An 18,905-nucleotide genomic window follows, 5' to 3' on the forward strand; every position below is an offset into this window, starting at 1 on the left:
GACGCTTCCTTCGTACTCACCCTCTCGGGCTTTCCTCCGGGCGCTTCCCTTCGTGTTTCCAACCTTACCAGATCCGTTTTCCGTTCCGTTTCCGGTTCGGAATTCATATCAGGTGGCCGGTTGGGGGGCCTTTGCCTATTTGATTGCCTTGCGGCTTTCTTTCGGCGAGTCCGACTTTATCAGAGGTTTTCGGCCGGTCCGACCGGCCGATCAGTTCTGAATTATCGAAAGGTGCTTCACTGAAATCGAATTCCAGTGAGCTGACAGATACTAACTGCCACCGCCGAGCTTGTCCAGCTCCAGGCAACTGTTCGAATCTACCTCCCCACACGTCCCGTGTCAACGGTTTTTGTGGGGCGAAGAGGAGACTAGCAGTCTGACGGGGGTGCCCGCACATCAGGCCGCGGTCGGTACGGAGGCGCTGCGCTCGGCCTCCTCGACGTCACCCGTCTCACCTGCGCGTACCGCGCGGCCTCCCAGGACGTAGACGTACGCGAGGAAGAGGAGCTCGGCGACTACGCCGATGCCTATGCGGGCCCAGGTCGGGAGGCCGGACGGGGTGACGAAGCCTTCGATGGCGCCGGAGACGAAGAGGACCAGGGCGATGCCTATCGCCATGCCCAGGGCGGCGCGTCCCTCCTCGGCGAGGGCCGTACGACGTGTGCGGGGGCCCGGGTCGATGACCGTCCAGCCGAGGCGCAGTCCGGTGCCGGCCGCCACGAAGACGGCCGTCAGCTCCAGGAGACCGTGCGGGAGGATCAGGCCGAGGAAGGTGTCCAGGCGGCCGGCCGAGGACATCAGGCCGATGCCCACACCCACGTTGAGCATGTTCTGGAAAAGGATCCAGACGACCGGCAGGCACAGGAACCCGCCGAGCACCAGGCACATCGCGGCCGCCTGGGCGTTGTTCGTCCATACCTGGGCCGCGAAGGACGCCGCGGGATGGCTGGAGTAGTACGTCTCGTACTGGCCGCCGGGGCGCGTGAGTTCGCGCAGCTCGCCGGGGGCCGCTATCGAGGACTGGACCTCGGGATGGGTGCCTATCCACCACCCCAGCAGGACGGCGAGCGCCGTGGACAGCAGCGCCGTCGGTACCCACCAGTGACGTGCCCGGTAGACCGCGGCGGGAAAGCCGTGCGTGAGGAAGCGGGTCACGTCGCGCCAGGAAGCACGGCGGGTGCCGGTGACGGCGCTGCGCGCGCGGGCCACCAGCTGGCTGAGGCGGCCGGTGAGCTGGGGGTCCGGGGCACTGGACTGGATCAGGGACAGATGGGTCGCCGTGCGTTGGTAGAGGGTGACCAGTTCGTCGGCCTCCGCGCCGGTGAGGCGGCGCCGGCGGCGCAGGAGCGCGTCGAGCCGGTCCCATTCGGCACGGTGGGCGGACACGAAGACGTCGAGGTCCATCGGGTCGGCTGCTCCTCGGCTGTTCGTCGTGTGGTCAGCTTGTCGCACTGCGGCGTGATGTGCCTCAGCTTGGCAGACTGGCTGGTCTCAGGGCAGTTCGGGGAAGGGCGGCAGGCGTGAGCGAGCTTGTGACGGGCGAGGCGGTGGCACTGGAGCTGCGGCCCGCGAAACTGCCGAGCCGGGTACTGGCCGTGGTGCTCGACCTGGCGGTGGCGGTGGCCGCCTATGTCGCCGTGCTGATCGCGCTGGTGCTGTCGACGGCCGCTCTCGACGCGGCGGCGCAGGCCGCCGTGTCGATCGCCGCGTTCCTCCTGCTGCTGGTCGGCGGGCCGATCGCGGTGGAGACCCTCAGCCACGGGCGCTCGCTGGGGAAGGCGGCGTGCGGGCTGCGGGTGGTCCGGGACGACGGCGGGCCCATCCGGTTCCGGCACGCGCTGGTGCGCGGGGCGGTCGGTGTGGTCGAGATCCTGATGACGTTCGGGGTCGTGGCGTGCGTCGCGTCGCTGGTGTCGGCGCGGGGACGACGGCTGGGCGACGTGTTCGCGGGAACCCTGGTCGTTCGGGAACGCGTTCCCGCCGGGCACACGTCCTTCGTCCCTCCGCCGCCGCCGTGGCTGGCGGGGCGGTTCACCGAGCTCGACCTCTCCGGGGTGCCGGACGGGCTGTGGCTGGCCGTCCGGCAGTACCTGACGCGGATGCGGCAGCTGGATCCGCAGGTCGGCCGGGCGATGGCGGAGCGGCTCGCGGCCGATGTCGCCGAGCGTACGGGGACTCCGGCACCGCACGGGGTCCCGCCGGCGGCGTTCCTGGCGGCCGTGGTGCAGGAGCGGCAGGCGCGGGAGGCACGGCGGGCGTTCGGTGGGGAGGTCCCCTTCGGCGCCCCGGGCACATATCCGGGTACGTATCCAGGTGCGTATCCGCCGGGTGCTCATCCGGGTGCGGGTGCTCATCCGGGTGTGCATCCGGGCGGCGCCGTACCGGGGGTCCCGTACGGCGCGGTTCCTCCGCCCGCGGCACCGGCCGTGCCCCCGGCGTACGCACCTGTCGCGCCCGCCCCGCCCCCGCCCGCCGTGCGGGACGCCGGCGCGGAGCGTCCCTCCACCGGGTTCGCTCCGCCCGCCTGATCCGTCCGCGGCCCCGGCCGGCGGCGTCGTCAGGTGAGGACCGACGGCGGTGTCTCGAGGTCTTCGAGTTCGATGCCGGGCGCCGAGAGCACCACGTCGCCGGAGAGGTGCACGGTGTGCTGCTCGCCGGTGTCCAGGGCCGTGACCCGGTACTCGTCCACCGTCAGGGGGCCGTTGTCAGTGGGGTGTGTTTCTCTCGTGAGCAGGGCCCAGGACTGGTCGAGGGTGCGCGGGGCGAGGACCGGGTCCGTGAAGGCGACGAGGCGTACACGCGTGGCGGAGGCATCGGGGGTGAGGCGCAGCAGACGTGCGGTGGCGACGAGGAAGGCGGGGGACGGACCGGTGAAGGCGTGGGCGCGGACATTGCCCTCGGTGGCGTGTTCTCCCGTGGGGTCGGTACGGACCCAGGTGACGCCGTCGAGGGCGGCGCCGCGGACCTGCCAGCCCGAGGCGTGGAGTTCGAGGCGGATGGGGCGGCCGCGGTCGTCGAGGGCGAGGTCGACGGAACCGGCGGCGGTGCCGGAGGGGGTGGTCAGGTGGGACACGTAGCGCCAGCCGGAGGGGCCGGGCGCGCAGTGGAACCGTTCCTCGGCGAGGGGGGTGTGGTCGTGCGGGTCATGGAGCGAATAGCGGCCGCGGGGCATGGTGGCTCGGGGTCCTCGATAGGGGGCAGGCCCCCGCCGGTGAGGGCGAGGGCCTGCTGACGGCCGTCCGGTGAGCGCTGGGCTCAGTAGCGGTAGTGGTCCGACTTGTACGGGCCCTCGACCTCGACACCGATGTACGCGGCCTGCTCGGGGCGGAGCGTCGTGAGCTTCACGCCGAGCGCGTCGAGGTGGAGGCGGGCGACCTTCTCGTCGAGGTGCTTGGGCAGCACGTAGACGTCGGTCGGGTACTCCTCGGGCTTGGTGAACAGCTCGATCTGGGCCAGCGTCTGGTCCGCGAACGAGTTGGACATCACGAACGACGGGTGGCCGGTCGCGTTGCCCAGGTTCAGCAGGCGTCCCTCGGAGAGGACGATGAGCACCTTGCCGTCGGGGAAGGTCCAGGTGTGGACCTGCGGCTTGACCTCGTCCTTGACGATGCCCGGGATCTGCGCGAGGCCGGCCATGTCGATCTCGTTGTCGAAGTGGCCGATGTTGCCCACGATCGCCTGGTGCTTCATCTTGGCCATGTCCGAGGCCATGATGATGTCCTTGTTGCCGGTCGTGGTGACGAAGATGTCTGCCTTGTCCACGACCTCGTCGAGGGTCGTGACCTGGTAGCCGTCCATCGCCGCCTGCAGTGCGCAGATCGGGTCGATCTCGGTGATGATCACGCGGGCGCCCTGGCCGCGCAGGGACTCCGCGCAGCCCTTGCCCACGTCGCCGTAGCCGCAGACGACGGCGGTCTTGCCGCCGATGAGGACGTCGGTGGCGCGGTTGATGCCGTCGATCAGGGAGTGGCGGCAGCCGTACTTGTTGTCGAACTTCGACTTGGTGACGGCGTCGTTCACGTTGATCGCCGGGAACAGGAGGGTGCCGTCGCGGTGCATCTCGTAGAGACGGTGGACGCCGGTCGTGGTCTCCTCGGTCACGCCGCGGATCTCCGAGGCGAGCCGGGTCCACTTCTGCGAGCCGTTCGAGATCGTCCGGTTGAGGAGCTCCAGGATGACGCGGTGCTCGTCGTTCTCGGCGGTGTCGACGGACGGGACCTTGCCGTCCTTCTCGTACTCGACGCCCTTGTGGACGAGGAGCGTGGCGTCACCGCCGTCGTCCAGGATCATGTTCGGGCCGCCGGTGGGGCTGTCCGGCCAGGTCAGCGCCTGCTCCGTGCACCACCAGTACTCCTCCAGGGTCTCGCCCTTCCAGGCGAAGACCGGGACGCCCCGGGGGTCCTCGGGCGTGCCGTTCGGGCCGACCGCGATGGCGGCGGCGGCGTGGTCCTGGGTGGAGAAGATGTTGCAGGAGGCCCAGCGGACCTCGGCGCCCAGGGCGGTCAGGGTCTCGATGAGCACGGCGGTCTGCACGGTCATGTGCAGGGAGCCGGTGACGCGGGCGCCGGCGAGGGGCTGCGCCTCGGCGTACTCCTTGCGGATCGACATCAGGCCGGGCATCTCGTGCTCGGCGAGGGTGATCTCCTTGCGGCCGAAGGCGGCAAGGGAAAGGTCGGCGACCTTGAAGTCCTGTCGGTTGTCGACAGTGGTCATGCGAGCTGCTCCTCGGGTTGGGGCGAGGTCGGGTCCGGTCTGGTCTGCGCGGCGGCGGGCACGGCGAGCGCCCACGGGGCACACGAATGCCCGGTGCCTTGCGCAGCGCAGTCCGTCGGAGGCCCTCTCTCCCTCGGTCGGCCCGTGGGGGCCGCCCGACCGCCATCAGCAGCGACGTCTGGCTCGGTTACGAATCTACACCGATGGCGCAGCGGACCCCAGTCCCCCGGTCCGCCCGCGAGCGGATCGAGCCGATATCGGGCGGGCAGCGGGCGGAGGCCGGATGGATGCCGGTGGGTGCCGGTGGGTGCCGGGTGGGTCCCGTGGCTCCGGCGGGGCCGGAAACGGTCCGGGGCCCGCCGAGGATCTCGGCGGGCCCCGGGTCACGTACGGGGACTGCGTGCGGAACTGCGTGCGGGACTCAGTGTCCGGCGGTCGGCAGCGGGCCGCCCGGGGACGCCTCCGGGTCCGCGCCCTTCGCCGCCTCGGTCTGGTTGTAGATGTCGGGTTCGAGGTAGATGACGCGGGCGATCGGGACGGCGGCCCGGATGCGGGCCTCGGCGGCGTTGATCGCCGAGGCGATCTCGGTGGCCGTGTCGTCGTGCTCGACCGCGATCTTGGCGGCGACCAGCAGCTCCTCGGGGCCGAGGTGGAGCGTGCGCATGTGGATGATGCCGGTGACCGTGTCGCCGTCGACGATCGCGGTCTCGATCTTCTGCACCGCTTCGAGACCGGCGGCCTCGCCCAGGAGCAGCGACTTGGTCTCGGCGGCCAGGATGATCGCGATGACGATGAGCAGGACGCCGATGCACAGGGTGCCGATGCCGTCCCAGACGCCGTCGCCCGTGGCGAGGGCGAGGCTCACGCCGCCGAGCGCGAGGATCAGGCCGACGAGCGCGCCCAGGTCCTCCAGGAGGACGACCGGCAGCTCGGGTGCCTTGGCGTGGCGTACGAAGTCCTTCCAGGACTGCTTGCCGCGCGTCAGGTTGGACTCCTTGATGGCCGTCCGGAAGGAGAATGCCTCGGCGATGATCGCGAAGACGAGGACGCCCACCGGCCAGTACCAGTGCTCGATCTCGTGCGGGTGCTTGATCTTCTCGTAGCCCTCGTAGATCGCGAACATGCCGCCGACCGAGAAGAGGACGATCGAGACGAGGAAGGCGTAGATGTACCGCTCGCGGCCGTAGCCGAAGGGGTGCTGGGGGGTCGCCTCGCGCTTGGCCTTCTTGCCGCCGAGGAGCAGCAGGCCCTGGTTGCCGGAGTCGGCGAGCGAGTGCACGGACTCGGCGAGCATCGACGACGAACCGCTGAAGAGGAACGCCACGAATTTCGCTACCGCGATCGCGAGGTTGGCGGCGAGTGCCGCCACGATCGCCTTGGTGCCGCCTGACGCGCTCATGTCTTCCCGATGTCCCTTCGTATCCTTCGTATGTCACTCGGTTGCCGCCCGGACGGCGGCCGTCCCGCGCTTCGCCCGTCCTGTGCGGTGCGTCATTGTCGCAGTCCGGGCCCCTCACGGGTGCCGGGTCGCGGCAGTGCTTCCCTCAGGCGACGACCGTGGCCCGGAAGAGCGTTCCGCTCCCGGTCACGTGCGCCTCCTCGCCCGCCGGTACGAAGACGGAGTCACCCGGGGCGAGCGTGTGGTCGCCGGTCCGTACGGAGCCCTCGGTGCACAGCAGGATCTGCGGGGTGCGCCGGGTGAGGTCCTGGGCGGGCCCGCCCTCCGGGAGCACGTACCGGGAGAGGCGGAACTCGTCGATGGGGGTCTCGTAGACCTCCTCGCCGTCCGGGGACGCCTCAGGGCGCAGTACGCCCGGGTCGCCCGCCTCGAAGCGGACGATCCGCAGGAGTTCGGGGACGTCGACGTGCTTGGGGGTGAGTCCGCAGCGCAGCACGTTGTCGGAGTTGGCCATGATCTCGACGCCGAGGCCGTTCAGGTACGCGTGCGGCACACCGGCGCCCAGGAACAGGGCCTCGCCGGGCTGCAGCCGTACGTGGTTGAGCAGCATCGCGGCGATGACGCCCGGGTCGCCGGGGTAGTGGTGCGCGATTCCGGCGTACGGGGCGTGGGCGCCGCCGAGCCGGGCGCAGGCCGCGGCGGCCTCGGTCACCGTGGACGCCATCGGGCCGGGGTCCGCGGTGAGCACGGCGGTCAGCACCTCGCGCAGCGCCGCCTCCTCGGGGTGTGCGTGCAGCAGGTCGACGTACGGCTTCAGGGAGTCGACCTCCAGGGCCGAGAGCAGCGCGGCGGCCTCCAGCGGGGCACGGAATCCGCACAGGCCGTCGAACTCCGTGAGCGCGCAGATCAGTTCGGGCTTGTGGTTGGCGTCCTTGTAGTTGCGGTGCGGCGCGTCGGCCGGGACGCCGCGCCGCTCCTCGTCCTCGTACCCCTCCCCGGCCTGGGTCAGGTCGGGGTGCACCTGGAGGGAGAGGGGGGCGCCCGCGGCGAGGAGCTTCAGCAGGAACGGCAGGCGCGGACCGAACCTGGCGACCGCCCCGGTGCCCAGTTCCCGCTCGGGTGCCGCGTCGATCACCTCGGTGAGGGGGCCGCGGGGGGTGCGCGAGGGGGCGCCGGGGTGGGCGCCCATCCACATCTCGGCCTGCGGTTCGCCGGTCGGCTCGACCCCGAGGAGCCGCGGGATGGCCGTGGTGGAGCCCCAGGCGTAGGGGCGGACGGTGTTGGCGAGGCGGTCCATGCTCTGTCTTCTTCTCCGTACGTGCGCCGGTACTCGTGCTGATCGACGAGTTCTGCGGGAGCCCGCCGGTCCTGCGGGTGCCCGCCGGCAGGCGTGGTCCAGGATCAGGCCGTCGAGGCGAGCGCCAGGTAGACGGCGGCGAAGTCCGTGGTGGCGATCAGTTCGGCGAGCGTCTCCAGGTCGCCGCCCTCCTCGGGTTCGAGTTCGCTGATCGGTGTGTCGTGGCCGAGGGCGACTTCGCGGGCGGCGGGGGCGGCGGTGCGGCCGCCGGCCGGGCGGTCGCGGAGCAGCACCACGCGCGCGTGCAGGACCTGTGCGTCCTCGACGCGGTCGCGGAAGAAGTCGTCGGGGTTCGCGCCGGCCGCCAGGGCGCCCGAGAGGAGCACGCTGTGCGAGGCCAGCGCCTCGGGCAGTTCGGCGGTGAGTGCGGGGCGTCCCGCGAGTTCGGCCAGGGCGGCGACGAAGCGGCGGCCCGCCGGGCCCGCGGAGTCGCCCTCGGTCCAGATCACCGGGAGCGACTCGGCGAGTTCGGCGGCGAGCGTCTTGGCGGGGTTGCCGTAGGTCGCGACGGCCGGGCCGCAGCGCTCGGCCACGTGGTCGAGGCGGTCGGCGACCTTCTGCAGGGCCTCGGGCGGAGCACTGAGGAGGCCGGTGCGGTCGAGCAGCGCGAGCAGCGGGGTGAGCAGCGCCCACAGCGAGCCGGGGGCCGAGGCGGCGGCCGGGGCCTGCGGCTCGTAGGGGGCGGTGGCCATCGGTACGGAGAGTCCGTGGGCGGCGGCGACCGCCTCGGTCAGCGGGGCGCGGGGCGGGCAGACGGCGACGACCGTGAGGCCGCGCCGGTACGCCTGCTCGGCGAGGAGCGAGAGGCCGGGCTCGCTGCCGTCGGGGGTGGCGATGAGGAGCAGGTCGACGGGGCCCGCCCAGCCCGGCAGTTCCCAGAGCAGGGCGCCCGCGGCGGGGGCCACCCCGCGGGGGGTGAGGCGGGTGACGGGGCAGGCGGCGCCGGCGAGCGAGCCGAGCAGGTCGGCGACGCAGGTGGCGGCGAGGCCGGGGCCCGCGGTCAGGATGGCGCGCGGGCGGCCGTCGGGTTTGAGCTCGGCGATACCGGCCTCGGTGGCGTGCCGGACGGCCGTGCGGACGCGGGCGCCCGCCTCGGCGGCGCCGCGGAGCAGCTCCCGCCGGTCCGCTCGGGCCAGCCCTTCCTGGTCGTCGAGGAGCGTTTCGTCGAACATGGTGGGCAGCCTCCGGACACCTGGCGGGGTTGCTTCTGCGGGAGCGGCGGGGTCGTGCGGGGCAGCGGGGTTACGCGGGGCGGCGGGCCTCGTCCACGAGGAGGACGGGGATGCCGTCCCGGACGGGGTAGGCCAGACCGCAGTCCTGGCCCGTGCAGACCAGTTCCGCCTCCCGCTCCTCCAGGGGGGCGTGGCAGGCGGGGCAGGCGAGGATCTCCAGGAGGCCGGCTTCGAGCGGCATGGCGGGTCCCTTCGGGGGTGGAGTGGGGTGGGGCGGAGGTGTGGCCTGGTCAGCGTACCGCCGGTGGGGGCGGGCGTCTGATCCTGTTCCCGCCCCCGCCGCCCCTTCCCGTCCCGTCCCTGGGGGCTCCGCCCCCGGACCCCCGTTGCGCAGTTCCCCGCGCCCCTGGACGCCCGCCTTCAGCCCCTGATGATGGCCAGGGCCTCGTCCCGGGTCCTGGCCATCGTCGCCGCGTCCCGCGCCTCCGCGTTCAGGCGCAGGAGCGGCTCCGTGTTGGACGGGCGGACGTTGAACCACCAGTCGGCGGCGGTCACGGTCAGACCGTCGAGTTCGTCGAGGACGACGTCCTCGCGGCCCTCGTACGCGGCCCTGAGCGCGGCGAGGCGGGCCGCCTGGTCGTCGACCGTGGAGTTGATCTCGCCGGAGCCGGCATAGCGGTCGTACCGGTCGACGAGGGCGGAGAGCGTGCCCTCCTGGCCGCCGAGCGCGGCGAGGACGTGGAGCGCCGCGAGCATGCCCGTGTCGGCGTTCCAGAAGTCCTTGAAGTAGTAGTGCGCCGAGTGCTCGCCGCCGAAGATCGCGCCGGAGGCGGCCATCTCGGCCTTGATGAAGGAGTGGCCGACGCGGGTGCGGACCGGTGTGCCGCCGTGCTCCCGGACGACCTCCGGGACCGACCAGGACGTGATCAGGTTGTGGATGACCGTGCCCCTGCCGCCGTGCCTGGCCAGTTCGCGGGCGGCCACCAGGGCCGTGATCGCGGACGGGGAGACCGGCTCGCCGCGCTCGTCGACGACGAAGCAGCGGTCGGCGTCGCCGTCGAAGGCGAGGCCGAGGTCGGCGTCCTCCTCGCGGACGCGCTTCTGGAGGTCGACGATGTTCGCCGGGTCGAGCGGGTTGGCCTCGTGGTTCGGGAACGTGCCGTCCAGCTCGAAGTACATCGGGACGAGTTCGAGGGGCAGGCCCGCGAAGACGGTCGGGACGGTGTGGCCGCCCATGCCGTTGCCCGCGTCCACCACGACCTTCAGGGGGCGGATCGAGGCGAGGTCGACGAGGCCGCGCAGGTGCGCAGCGTAGTCCTCCAGCGTGTCGCGCCGGGTCGTCGTGCCCGGCGCCGCGTCCGGGGACGGGGACGGGGACGGGGTGCCCGAGTCGAGCCAGGACTCGACGAGCCCGCGGATCTCGGTGAGGCCGGTGTCCTGGCCCACGGGGGCCGCACCCGCCCGGCACATCTTGATGCCGTTGTACCGGGCCGGGTTGTGCGAGGCCGTGAACATGGCGCCCGGCAGGCCGAACGCGCCCGACGCGTAGTAGAGCTGGTCGGTCGAGCACAGCCCTATCTCGGTCACGTCGACGCCGCGCGCCGCGGCCCCGCGCGCGAAGGCCCGTGACAGACCCGGTGACGAGGGGCGCATGTCGTGTCCGGTCACGATCGCGGTCGCCCCCGTCACCTGGGCGAAGGCCGCACCGAACAGCTCGGCCAGCGGCTCGTCCCACTGGTCCGGGACCACACCGCGTACGTCGTACGCCTTAACGAGCTGCGACAGATCAGCGGTCACGGCCAGCCTTCCTAGAGTCCTCGACGGTGACCCCAAAGTACCCGCAGCGACCGCCGCCGGGTCCCGGGGTCTACGGAAGCATCCACTCCAGGACGGGCGAGCTCTGCCCGACGACGATCAGGCACATGACCAGCAGAAGTCCGAGGCTCCAGGGGAGCACCTTCCGCAGCAGGTCGCCCTCACGGCCCGCGAGCCCGACCGCCGCGCAGGCGATGGTGAGGTTCTGCGGGGAGATCATCTTGCCGAGGACGCCGCCCGAGCTGTTGGCGGCCGCGAGGAGCTCCGGCGAGAGGCCCGACTCGCGCGCCGCGGTCACCTGGAGGGCGCCGAAGAGCGCGTTGGCCGAGGTGTCGGACCCGGAGACGGCCACGCCGAACCAGCCGAGGACGGGTGACAGGAAGGCGAGTCCCGCGCCGGCCGCCGCCACGAAGTGGCCGATCGTGGCCGCCTGTCCGGAGAGGTTCATGACGTAGGCGAGTGCCAGGACGGAGGTGACGGTGAGGATCGCGTACCGCAGCTCGTGGACGGTCGCCACCCATTCCCTGAGCGCCACGCGCGCGTGCACCCCGAGGACGACCGCCGTGCACAGCCCGGCGAGCAGCACCAGCGTGCCTCCGGTGGAGACGACCGGCCAGGTGAAGACGTTGCCGCCGACCGGGTCGCCGTCCGGGTCCACGACGTTCAGGAAGGGCCAGTCGAAGGTGCGGGTCGCCTTCGCCAGCCAGTCCTTGACCGCCGGGATCTGGGCGATGGAGAAGATCACGACGATCAGCGCGTACGGGGCGTACGCGCGCAGCACCTCGCGGTGCGGGTCCTCCTCGTCCAGGTCCTCGCTGCGTACGCCGGTCAGGACCGCGGCCCGTACGGGTTCGGCGGCGGGCCTGCGCGCCTGCGGAACCGCCAGCAGCGCGCCCGCTCCGGCCAGGGCGGCCGCGATGTCGGCGAGCTGGGCGGACACGTAGTTGGAGGCGGCGAACTGGGCGACGGCGAAGGCGGCTCCGCACGCCGTCGCGGCCACCCAGGTCTCGCGCAGGCCGCGCCGCCCGTCCACCAGGAGGACGAGCACCAGGGGCACCACCAGGGCCAGGAGCGGGGTCTGGCGGCCCACGACCGAGGCGACGGTGTCCAGGGGCAGGTCGGTGACCTGGGCCAGCGTCACGACCGGGGTGCCCATCGCCCCGAAGGCGACCGGCGCGGTGTTGGCGACGAGCGCGACCACCGCGGCGCGGACGGGTTCGAAGCCGAGCGCGACGAGCATCACCGAGCAGATCGCGACGGGCGCGCCGAAGCCCGCGAGGGCTTCCAGGAGCGCGCCGAAGCAGAACGCGACGACGAGCGCCTGGACGCGCGGGTCGTCGGAGAGCCGTCCGAAGGAGCGGCGCAGGATGTCGAAGTGCCGGGTGCGGACGGTCATCCGGTAGACCCAGAGGGCGTTGACGACGATCCACAGGATGGGGAAGAGCCCGAACACCGCTCCCTGGGCGGCGCCGGAGAGGGTCTGGCCGGTCGGCATGCCGTACACGAGCCGGGCCACCAGGGCCGCGGCGGCGAGACCGAGGAGACCGGCCAGGTGCGCCTTCATGCGGACCCCGCCGAGCAGGACGAGGACGAGGACGAGGGGCAGGGTCGCGACGAGCGCGGACAGGCCGAGCGAATCGGCCACGGGCTCGAGTTCCTGGACGTACACGGAGCCTCCCCCGATTCCGCTGTGCGGAAATCGATTTCTCACGGGCCGGGGAAAATGGTCGTGTCCGCGACAAGCGCGCGTCAATGACCGTGCGCCACCGAGTGGGACGTGCACGGCACGCACACGACGAAGTCCCCTCCCGGGGGAGGGAGGGGAGGAGGCTGCGGTCGGGTCAGGAGTCCGGTGAGCGCAGGACCCGCAGATGGCCGCGGCGGGCGACCTCCATCGGGTCCGCCCCGCGGGCGTTGCCGCCGCCCGCCTGCGCGGCGCGCTCCTGGGGACGGGCCGCCTCGCGGACCGCGTTGGCCAGCGCCTCCAGGTCGTCACCGCTGGGGCGGGAGGGGGCGGAGCCGTCGGCGAGCCTGACGACCTCCCAGCCGCGCGGTGCGGTGAGGCGCTCGGAGTGCTCGGCGCACAGGTCGTAGCAGTGGGGTTCGGCGTAGGTGGCGAGCGGGCCGAGGACCGCGGTCGAGTCGGCGTAGACGTACGTCAGCGTCGCTACGGCGGGACGGCCGCAAGCGGTGCGCGAACAGCGACGTACAGGGCTCACGAGGTTGGACGGTACCGCACTCTTGAACGGGCCGCGACGAGGCACCCCCTGGCCACCCTGCCGTGTCGTGCTGTGATGCCCGACACAGGGGGTCTCCGGTGGGCCGGTTTGACCTGCGCGTAAGGCTGTTGACAGGACGTCGGACAAGGCGGGGGATGATCGCGAGTCGGTGCAAAACCTGTCATTTTCCGTGTTCTCTGTGGTCCTGGAGGATACGGAAACAAGCCAGAGCTTGGCTGGAACGGACACCCTGCGACATGTCATGGCCGGGGCCGTGACGGGGCCTCCCGGTGGGCGCGCGGGGTCTACGCTTCGTCAGTGATGGACAACCCCGTACCGCCCCGGCCCGCCGAACCCAGGCCCCGTCGTCGTGATCGACACGGGCGGGGGATGCGCGGACCGGTGGCGCCACCTCAGGTGCCCCTCTCGGCCAGCCGCGGCGAGGTGTTCGCGGATCTGGTGCAGGACTCCGTGGAGCGGCTGGAGCGGCGGTGGCCGCAGCTCTCCGACATCGAGTTCATGGTGCTGGAGGTGCCCCGGTTCGACCCGGCCGGTGACGACGGCTTGGGCGACGAGGCGGTGCCGCTGGGCGGCACGACACCTGCCCACGGGGACCGCCCCGCCCGCGTCGTCGTCTACCGGCGTCCCGTCGAGATCCGTACCAAGGGCCGCGACGAGCGGGCCGCGCTGGTGCACGAGGTCGTGGTGGAGCAGGTCGCCGAGCTGCTCGGGCTGACCCCGGAGACCGTCGACCCCCGGTACGGGGAGGACTGACCCGGTACGGGACGGACCGGCCCCGGTACCGGGGGAACTGACCCGGTACCGGGAGGACCGGCCCTCGCCCCGGTCGGCGGCGGTTACTTCATCAGTACCGAGAGGTCCTGCTCCGCCTCCGGCACCTTCACCGTCCCCCGGTCGTCCGGGAGGGTCTGCACGGTGAACATCGGGACGCCGTCCCGCGCCGCTTCGAGCATGCGCGCCGCGTGGACGGGGCCGCCTGACAGCACCTCGACCGTGAGCGCGTACGTGCCCTTGAGACCGCCGGGCACGGGCAGCCGGACGTTCTGCGTGGTGCCGCGCCCGATCGTGTAGGACTTCGTGGCGGCGGTACCGCCGTCACTGCCCGCGGACGCCGTGACCTTCACCTTCGCGGCACGGCCCGGCGCGACCAGGGAGAGCGTGGAGCCCTCGGAGCGGTTGTCGGCGGCCGTCGCACGCGCGTCCACCGCGGCCGTGGCCGGGATGAACGCCGTCTCCTGGCTGTCGCCCTTGCCCCGCACCACCCGCAGGGCCGCGACGACGGGGGTGCTCCTGCCGGTCGGGGCCAGCACCAGGGAGCCGGCCTCGCCGCGCGTGAGGTCGCCGAGGTCGACGGCGGCCGTCATGCCGGCCTTCACGTGCAGCGTCTCGTGCCCGGCCGGAGTGATCGTTCCGGTCGGCGAGGCGAGCCGCACCTTCAGGTCGGCGTCGGTGTCGCCGGGGGCGAAGGCGACCAGCCGTACGGAGGTGGCGTCCTCCGGGACGCCCGGCAGGACGAGGCTGCCCGCCGGGGCGGCGGAGGGGGCGAGCCAGTCCCCGCCGAGCGTGTCGTCCACGGCCTCGACGGCGGCGGCCACCCGGCCGCTGCGGACCGTGACGTGCACGGTGAGGTCGGCCTGCGGCTCGTCCATGAGCGTGGACAGGAGGACCGCCTCGCTGGAGTGCGGCGGGATCTTGATGCCCTCCCCGACCGTGGACTTGAGGGCCCCGTCCTCGCCGTACAGCTCGATGTCGGCGACGGCGGCGGAGTCGTCGGGGTTGGTCAGGTGCGCGTAGTCCGTACGCTCCTTGGCGGTGCTGGCGCCCGGGAACCAGAAGTCCGTGTCCGGTGCCGAACAGGCGGTGCCGAACAGACCGCGGCCGCTGCCCGCCTCGACCTCCGTGGTCTGCTGGACGGTCCAGCCGGGCGCGAGCCTGCCCTCGGCCGTGCCGACGAGGGCGGGGGACTCGGCGCCCGAGGTCTCGCTCGTCACCGGCTTCCCGGGCTCCTTCGGCGCCGGGAAGGGCTTCTCCTTCTTCTTCTCCTTCTCGTCCTTCTCGTCCTGCTCGTCCTGCTCGCCCGCGGCCGTCAGCGCGGCCCTGCCGTCCGCACCGACGCCCCCGGTGACGGGGGTGAAGGAGGTGTACGCGGTCTCCGCCAGGTCCGAGCTGCTCGGGGCCGGGCAGAGCAGGCTGGTGCGCTCCACGGGCAGCTCGGCCGCCGCCTTCGCCGTCTCCTCCCCGGAGACCTGGGGCTCGGACATCGACGCGAAGCCGGTGACGGCGGCGAGCGCGGTCACGCCGGCGATCAGGGACACGGTGGTGCGGTTCACTGCTGGCTCCCGTCGGGGCGCTCACTGCCGGTGCCGTGCGGCGGCTGTTGCTGTTGTTGCTGCTGTTGCTGTTGCTGGTCGTACTGCGGTTCGTAGCCCTGACCGCCCTGGCCGTACGGCTGCGCAGGGTCGTACGGCTGCGCAGGGTCGTACGCCGCGTACGGGTCGTAGTGGCCCGCCTGGTACGCGTCCGTCCCGTACTGCTGCTGGTCGTAGGTACCGGCCGGGTACTGCGGGGCGTCCTGGTACCGGTCGCCGCCGTAGGTGCCGTACTCGGCCTCGGCCGCGTACGCCGTCGTGTCCCACTCCCCGTACGCCTGCTGCTGCGGGACCGGGGCGGCCGTGGGAGCCTCTCCGGCGGGGTCCGGTGAGTCGGGCGGGAACGTGTCGGGCCGCTCCGCCGGTGCGGCCCCCTGCGCGGCCTGTCCGGCCTGCTCGGCCTGGGCGCGCAGCCGGCGGGCCCTGCGGCCCTCTCCCGAAGCGGGGACCGCGGCGGAAGTCCCAGCGGCCGCGGCGGCCGCGGACGGGACGGGGACGACCGGCTCCTCGGGAAGGTCGTCGTCGACGTCGCGGCGCCGGCCCGGCAGCGCGAGCACCACGAGGACGAGCGCGAGCGCGCCCTGGGCCCACAGCCGGCCGGTATGGCTCAGCGGCGCTTCGAAGGTGACGTCGAGGCGTCCCGCCCCGGCGGGCAGTTCGAAGCCCTGGGCCCAGCCGTCGACGGTGGTCCCGGTGAGCGGCTTGCCGTCGAGGGTGGCCGTCCAGCCCTCGTCGGCGGTGTCCGCGAGGCGCAGGACGCGGCCCTCCGCACCGGCGGGGATCCTGGTGTGCAGTTCGACCGGGCCGGCGGCGATCGGCTGCGGGTCGCCGGACCGGGGGACGACGGTCGCGCGCGCGACCTGCCGGTCGACGCGCCACAGGGCGCTGCCGTCCTGCTGGCTCAGCCGGCTCAGGCCCGGTGTGGCGTCCAGGACCCGGCCGACCTGGCGGGGCGCGCCGTCGCGCACCAGGACGTACCGCACGGCGAAGCCGCCGAGCTGGTCGGCCTGGTCGGCGCCGGAGCCCGCCACGAGGTTGGCGACGACCTTGTCGAGCTTCTTGTTCCCGCCGTCCGCCGCGGCCAGTTCGGCGTCGCCGAGACGGGCGCCGGAGCCGCGGACCAGGGTGTACTCCACCCGTGCCGCCGAGTCGCTGTCGAGGACGAGGGTGCGGGCCTGGTCGCGGGTGCCGCTCTCCTCCGCGACGAACGCGGGCACCTGGACGGGGTCGCGCCGCTCCAGGGGGCCGTCCGCGCCGCGGATCATCCAGCCGGCGGCGACGAGCAGGGGTCCGGCGGCCGAGGCGAAGGCGATCAGCACGGCGACGGGCTGGCGCCAGCCGAAGCTCTGCTCGGCCACGCGCGAACGGGCCCCGTCGGCGCCGAGCGCGGCGGCGGCGAGGAAGGCGAGGCCGTAGACGAGGGTGGCGGGGCCGGCCCAGGTGGAGCCGTTGGACAGGACGGCGAAGACCAGCGCGACCAGCGCGGCCGTCCAGGCGGTCCAGATGCCGAGGCGGCGCTCGGTGCGCAGCAGCGCGGCCACCGCGGCGCAGACGATGCCGATGAGCATGAGGCCGCTGACCGTGCCGGGTCCGCCCGGGCTGGCGCCCAGCAGGTCGAGCGCGGAGGCCGCCCCCGACTCGTACTCCATGCCGGCCTCCTGGAAGAAGCCGAACGGGAGCAGGGAGAACGACCAGGGGGCGAGGATCAGCAGCGGGGTGCCGAGCTGGGCCAGCAGACGCAGCCCGTGGGCGGCGAGGTCCCTGCGGCGCGCGATCGGCAGGGCGAGGCCGAGGACCAGCGCGATGGGCCACACGATCGGCGTGAACGCGGTGGTGAGGGTCAGCAGGAGCGCGTACGCCCAGGTGGCGCGCCAGCTGCCGCGGCCCGTCGCCGAGGCGAGGCCGCTCGCCGCGATGCCCGCGCGCGCCATGAGGGGCAGCAGGACGGCCAGGACGGCGGTGCCGATGCGGCCGCCCGCGAGCGCGCCGGTGGCGGCGGGCAGGAAGGCGTACGCGACGGCCCCCCAGGCGCGCAGCAGGCGCGACTCGACGAGCGGCCGGGAGGCGAAGTAGGCGGCGAAGCCGGCCAGCGGCACCGAGCCGATCAGGAGGACGGTGACGGCGAGCCCCGCGGAGCCGAGGAGCACGCTCGCGAGCATGGCGACGAGCGCCAGGTAGGGGGGCGCGGTCTGGGTGCCGCCGGCGCCGACCGGGTGCCAGCCGTCCAGGTGGCGCGCCCACAGGTCGGAGGAGTCCGCGGGGGCGGGCAGCAGCGCGCCGCCCGCGAGCGCGCCGCCGCCGAGGAGGGCGCGGCAGGCGACCAGGGAGACGAGGAGGAGCAGCGCGAAGACCATCGGTCCCGGTCTGCGGGCGACGCGCTTGAGGCGGGCGAACTGCTCGACCTGGAGGAAGTCGGCGTCGTCGCCGCCCGGACCCGACTCGATCGCGCCGCCGTGGCGTCCCGCCGCGGTCAGCTCGGGGTCGGAGCGGCCCATGAGGCTGCCCGCGGCCTGTTCGACGGTGGCCCGGACCGTGGCGCCGGGGGGCGGGAACAGCGCGCGCAGTTCGCCCTTGTCGGCCTGGGGGGTGCCGCGCCTGCGCCGGCCCGCGACGATGCGCTCGGGGCGCAGCAGCGTCCCGAGGAGGCCGCGGATCTCGTCGACCGCCTGTCCGGGGACCTTGCCGACGACGTACGCGACCGTGCGCACCAGGGTGCCCAGGACGAGCCGGACGAGGACCCAGGGGAGCAGCGCGCCGCGGGTGTTGACGAGGAGGGTGTAGACGGCGCCGGCCTTGTCGACCTTGTGCGGGGAGGCGGCGGTGCGGCCCACGCAGTCGACGGTGCGGCGCTCGCGGGAGGACGCCTCGGCGTGCCGTACGACCGCCTCGGGGGCGACCAGGACGCGGTGGCCCGCGGACTGGGCGCGCCAGCACAGGTCGATGTCGTCGCGCATCAGGGGCAGCCGCCGGTCGAAGCCGCCGAGCTCCTCGTAGACGTCGCGGCGGATCAGCATGCCGGCGGTGGAGACGGCCAGTACGGGCTGTACGTGGTCGTGCTGGCCCTGGTCCTGCTCGCGCCGGTCGAGGCCGGTCCAGCGGCGGCCGCTGTGGGCGATGGTGACGCCGACCTCCAGGAGCTGCCGGCGGTCGTACCAGCCGCGGAGCTTGGGGCCGACGACGGCGACGTCCTTGCCGAGCTCCCGCTCGTTCTCCACGACGCGCAGCAGCTGGGCCAGGGCGTCCGGCTCCGGGGCGCAGTCGTCGTGCAGGAGCCACAGCCACTGCTCGGGCTCGCCGTGCGGCAGCTCCGGCAGGTCGTACGCGTCGTCGCGCCAGGTGCGGGTGACCGGGTCCCAGCCGCTGGGGCGCTTGAGGTACGGCAGGTCGTCCGGGGTCAGCACGCCCGCGGCGCGGACGGCCTCCTCGACGGCCTGGCCGAAGCCGGTGCGCCGGGCGAGGTGCAGCACCCGGTCGGCGCCGAGGGCGTCGGTGACCAGCCGGGCGGAGTCGTCCGCGCTGCCGGTGTCGGCCGCCACGGCGTTCTGCACGGGACGCTCCTGGCCGAGCAGCCCGGCGAGGGCGTCGGGCAGCCAGCGGGCACCGTCGTGGGTGACGAGCACGGCGGTGACCACGTGCCTCGGGAACTCGGGCGGGCGGGCGGGGTCGGCCGCCGCCGGACCGGCCGGGTCGAACGCTGCAGCGGCAGTGTCGTACTGACCTGCCGAATGGCTGTGCACGGACATCGAGGTACGGGCCCCGGTTCGCTGGACTGCGGTGGACGCCTGTGCCCTGGGAGGACCACGGGGCGTCCCGGACGGAGGCCCACACTAACGGCTGCAC

At 73.2% G+C, this 18,905-nt stretch carries 15 protein-coding genes; 3 read left to right on the forward strand and 12 right to left on the reverse strand.

Going from position 1 to position 18,905, the window contains the following annotated elements:
- A partial coding sequence (locus KM933_RS16630; protein WP_221352898.1) for a hypothetical protein occupies window positions 1–220 on the forward strand: 220 nt, incomplete at its 5' end.
- A 176-nt stretch (window positions 221–396) separates the two neighbouring features.
- On the opposite strand, the gene KM933_RS16635 is transcribed toward KM933_RS16630, so the two are convergent.
- A complete protein-coding gene (locus tag KM933_RS16635) occupies window positions 397–1,404 on the reverse strand; it encodes a stage II sporulation protein M (protein WP_221352900.1) in 1,008 nt (335 codons plus the stop codon).
- Between the two features lie 116 nt (window positions 1,405–1,520).
- On the opposite strand from KM933_RS16635, the gene KM933_RS16640 reads away from it, so the two are divergent.
- Window positions 1,521–2,528 carry an RDD family protein gene (locus KM933_RS16640; RefSeq protein ID WP_221352902.1) on the forward strand — a complete coding sequence of 336 codons (1,008 nt, stop codon included), beginning with the start codon at window positions 1,521–1,523 and terminating at the stop codon, window positions 2,526–2,528.
- A gap of 29 nt (window positions 2,529–2,557) precedes the next feature.
- Here the strand turns inward: KM933_RS16640 and KM933_RS16645 are convergent, their stop codons facing one another.
- The 9 genes from KM933_RS16645 to KM933_RS16685 all read right to left on the reverse strand — a co-directional run bounded on the left by KM933_RS16645 (window position 2,558) and on the right by KM933_RS16685 (window position 12,675).
- Entirely contained in the window at window positions 2,558–3,172 is a 615-nt protein-coding gene (locus tag KM933_RS16645) for a hypothetical protein (RefSeq protein WP_221352904.1), read from the reverse strand.
- 83 nt (window positions 3,173–3,255) lie between these two features.
- On the reverse strand, window positions 3,256–4,713 hold the full coding sequence (gene ahcY, locus KM933_RS16650) for an adenosylhomocysteinase (protein WP_221352906.1): 1,458 nt from the start codon (window positions 4,711–4,713) through the stop codon (window positions 3,256–3,258).
- Between the two features lie 421 nt (window positions 4,714–5,134).
- Window positions 5,135–6,112 (reverse strand): cation diffusion facilitator family transporter, encoded by a 978-nt coding sequence (locus KM933_RS16655; RefSeq protein ID WP_221352908.1) that lies wholly within the window; start codon window positions 6,110–6,112, stop codon window positions 5,135–5,137.
- A 145-nt stretch (window positions 6,113–6,257) separates the two neighbouring features.
- A complete protein-coding gene (manA, locus tag KM933_RS16660; protein ID WP_221352910.1) occupies window positions 6,258–7,409 on the reverse strand; it encodes a mannose-6-phosphate isomerase, class I in 1,152 nt (383 codons plus the stop codon).
- A gap of 104 nt (window positions 7,410–7,513) precedes the next feature.
- Window positions 7,514–8,641, reverse strand: coding sequence for an SIS domain-containing protein (locus KM933_RS16665; protein ID WP_221352912.1), 1,128 nt, complete (start codon window positions 8,639–8,641; stop codon window positions 7,514–7,516).
- 70 nt (window positions 8,642–8,711) lie between these two features.
- The gene (locus KM933_RS16670) at window positions 8,712–8,882 is read right to left on the reverse strand and encodes a Trm112 family protein (RefSeq protein WP_221352914.1); all 171 of its coding nucleotides are present in this window, start codon (window positions 8,880–8,882) and stop codon (window positions 8,712–8,714) included.
- A 179-nt stretch (window positions 8,883–9,061) separates the two neighbouring features.
- A complete protein-coding gene (locus KM933_RS16675; protein WP_221352917.1) occupies window positions 9,062–10,438 on the reverse strand; it encodes a phosphomannomutase/phosphoglucomutase in 1,377 nt (458 codons plus the stop codon).
- 70 nt (window positions 10,439–10,508) lie between these two features.
- Window positions 10,509–12,125 (reverse strand): L-lactate permease, encoded by a 1,617-nt coding sequence (locus tag KM933_RS16680; protein WP_221352919.1) that lies wholly within the window; start codon window positions 12,123–12,125, stop codon window positions 10,509–10,511.
- Between the two features lie 172 nt (window positions 12,126–12,297).
- Window positions 12,298–12,675, reverse strand: coding sequence for a DUF3499 domain-containing protein (locus tag KM933_RS16685; RefSeq protein ID WP_200397810.1), 378 nt, complete (start codon window positions 12,673–12,675; stop codon window positions 12,298–12,300).
- A 321-nt stretch (window positions 12,676–12,996) separates the two neighbouring features.
- Here KM933_RS16685 and KM933_RS16690 point away from each other — a divergent pair, with 321 nt between their 5' ends.
- Complete coding sequence (locus KM933_RS16690) at window positions 12,997–13,449, forward strand: metallopeptidase family protein (protein ID WP_221353122.1); 453 nt, start codon at window positions 12,997–12,999, stop codon at window positions 13,447–13,449.
- An 83-nt stretch (window positions 13,450–13,532) separates the two neighbouring features.
- On the opposite strand, the gene KM933_RS16695 is transcribed toward KM933_RS16690, so the two are convergent.
- Window positions 13,533–15,026 carry a DUF5719 family protein gene (locus KM933_RS16695; protein ID WP_221352920.1) on the reverse strand — a complete coding sequence of 498 codons (1,494 nt, stop codon included), beginning with the start codon at window positions 15,024–15,026 and terminating at the stop codon, window positions 13,533–13,535.
- The gene (locus KM933_RS16700; protein WP_221352922.1) at window positions 15,023–18,808 is read right to left on the reverse strand and encodes a glycosyltransferase family 2 protein; all 3,786 of its coding nucleotides are present in this window, start codon (window positions 18,806–18,808) and stop codon (window positions 15,023–15,025) included. Before KM933_RS16700 ends, KM933_RS16695 begins: the two co-directional genes overlap by 4 nt.
- Window positions 18,809–18,905: the final 97 nt, after the last annotated feature.

This window comes from Streptomyces beigongshangae, assembly GCF_019710745.1.
Taxonomy (GTDB): Bacteria; Actinomycetota; Actinomycetes; order Streptomycetales; family Streptomycetaceae; genus Streptomyces; species Streptomyces beigongshangae.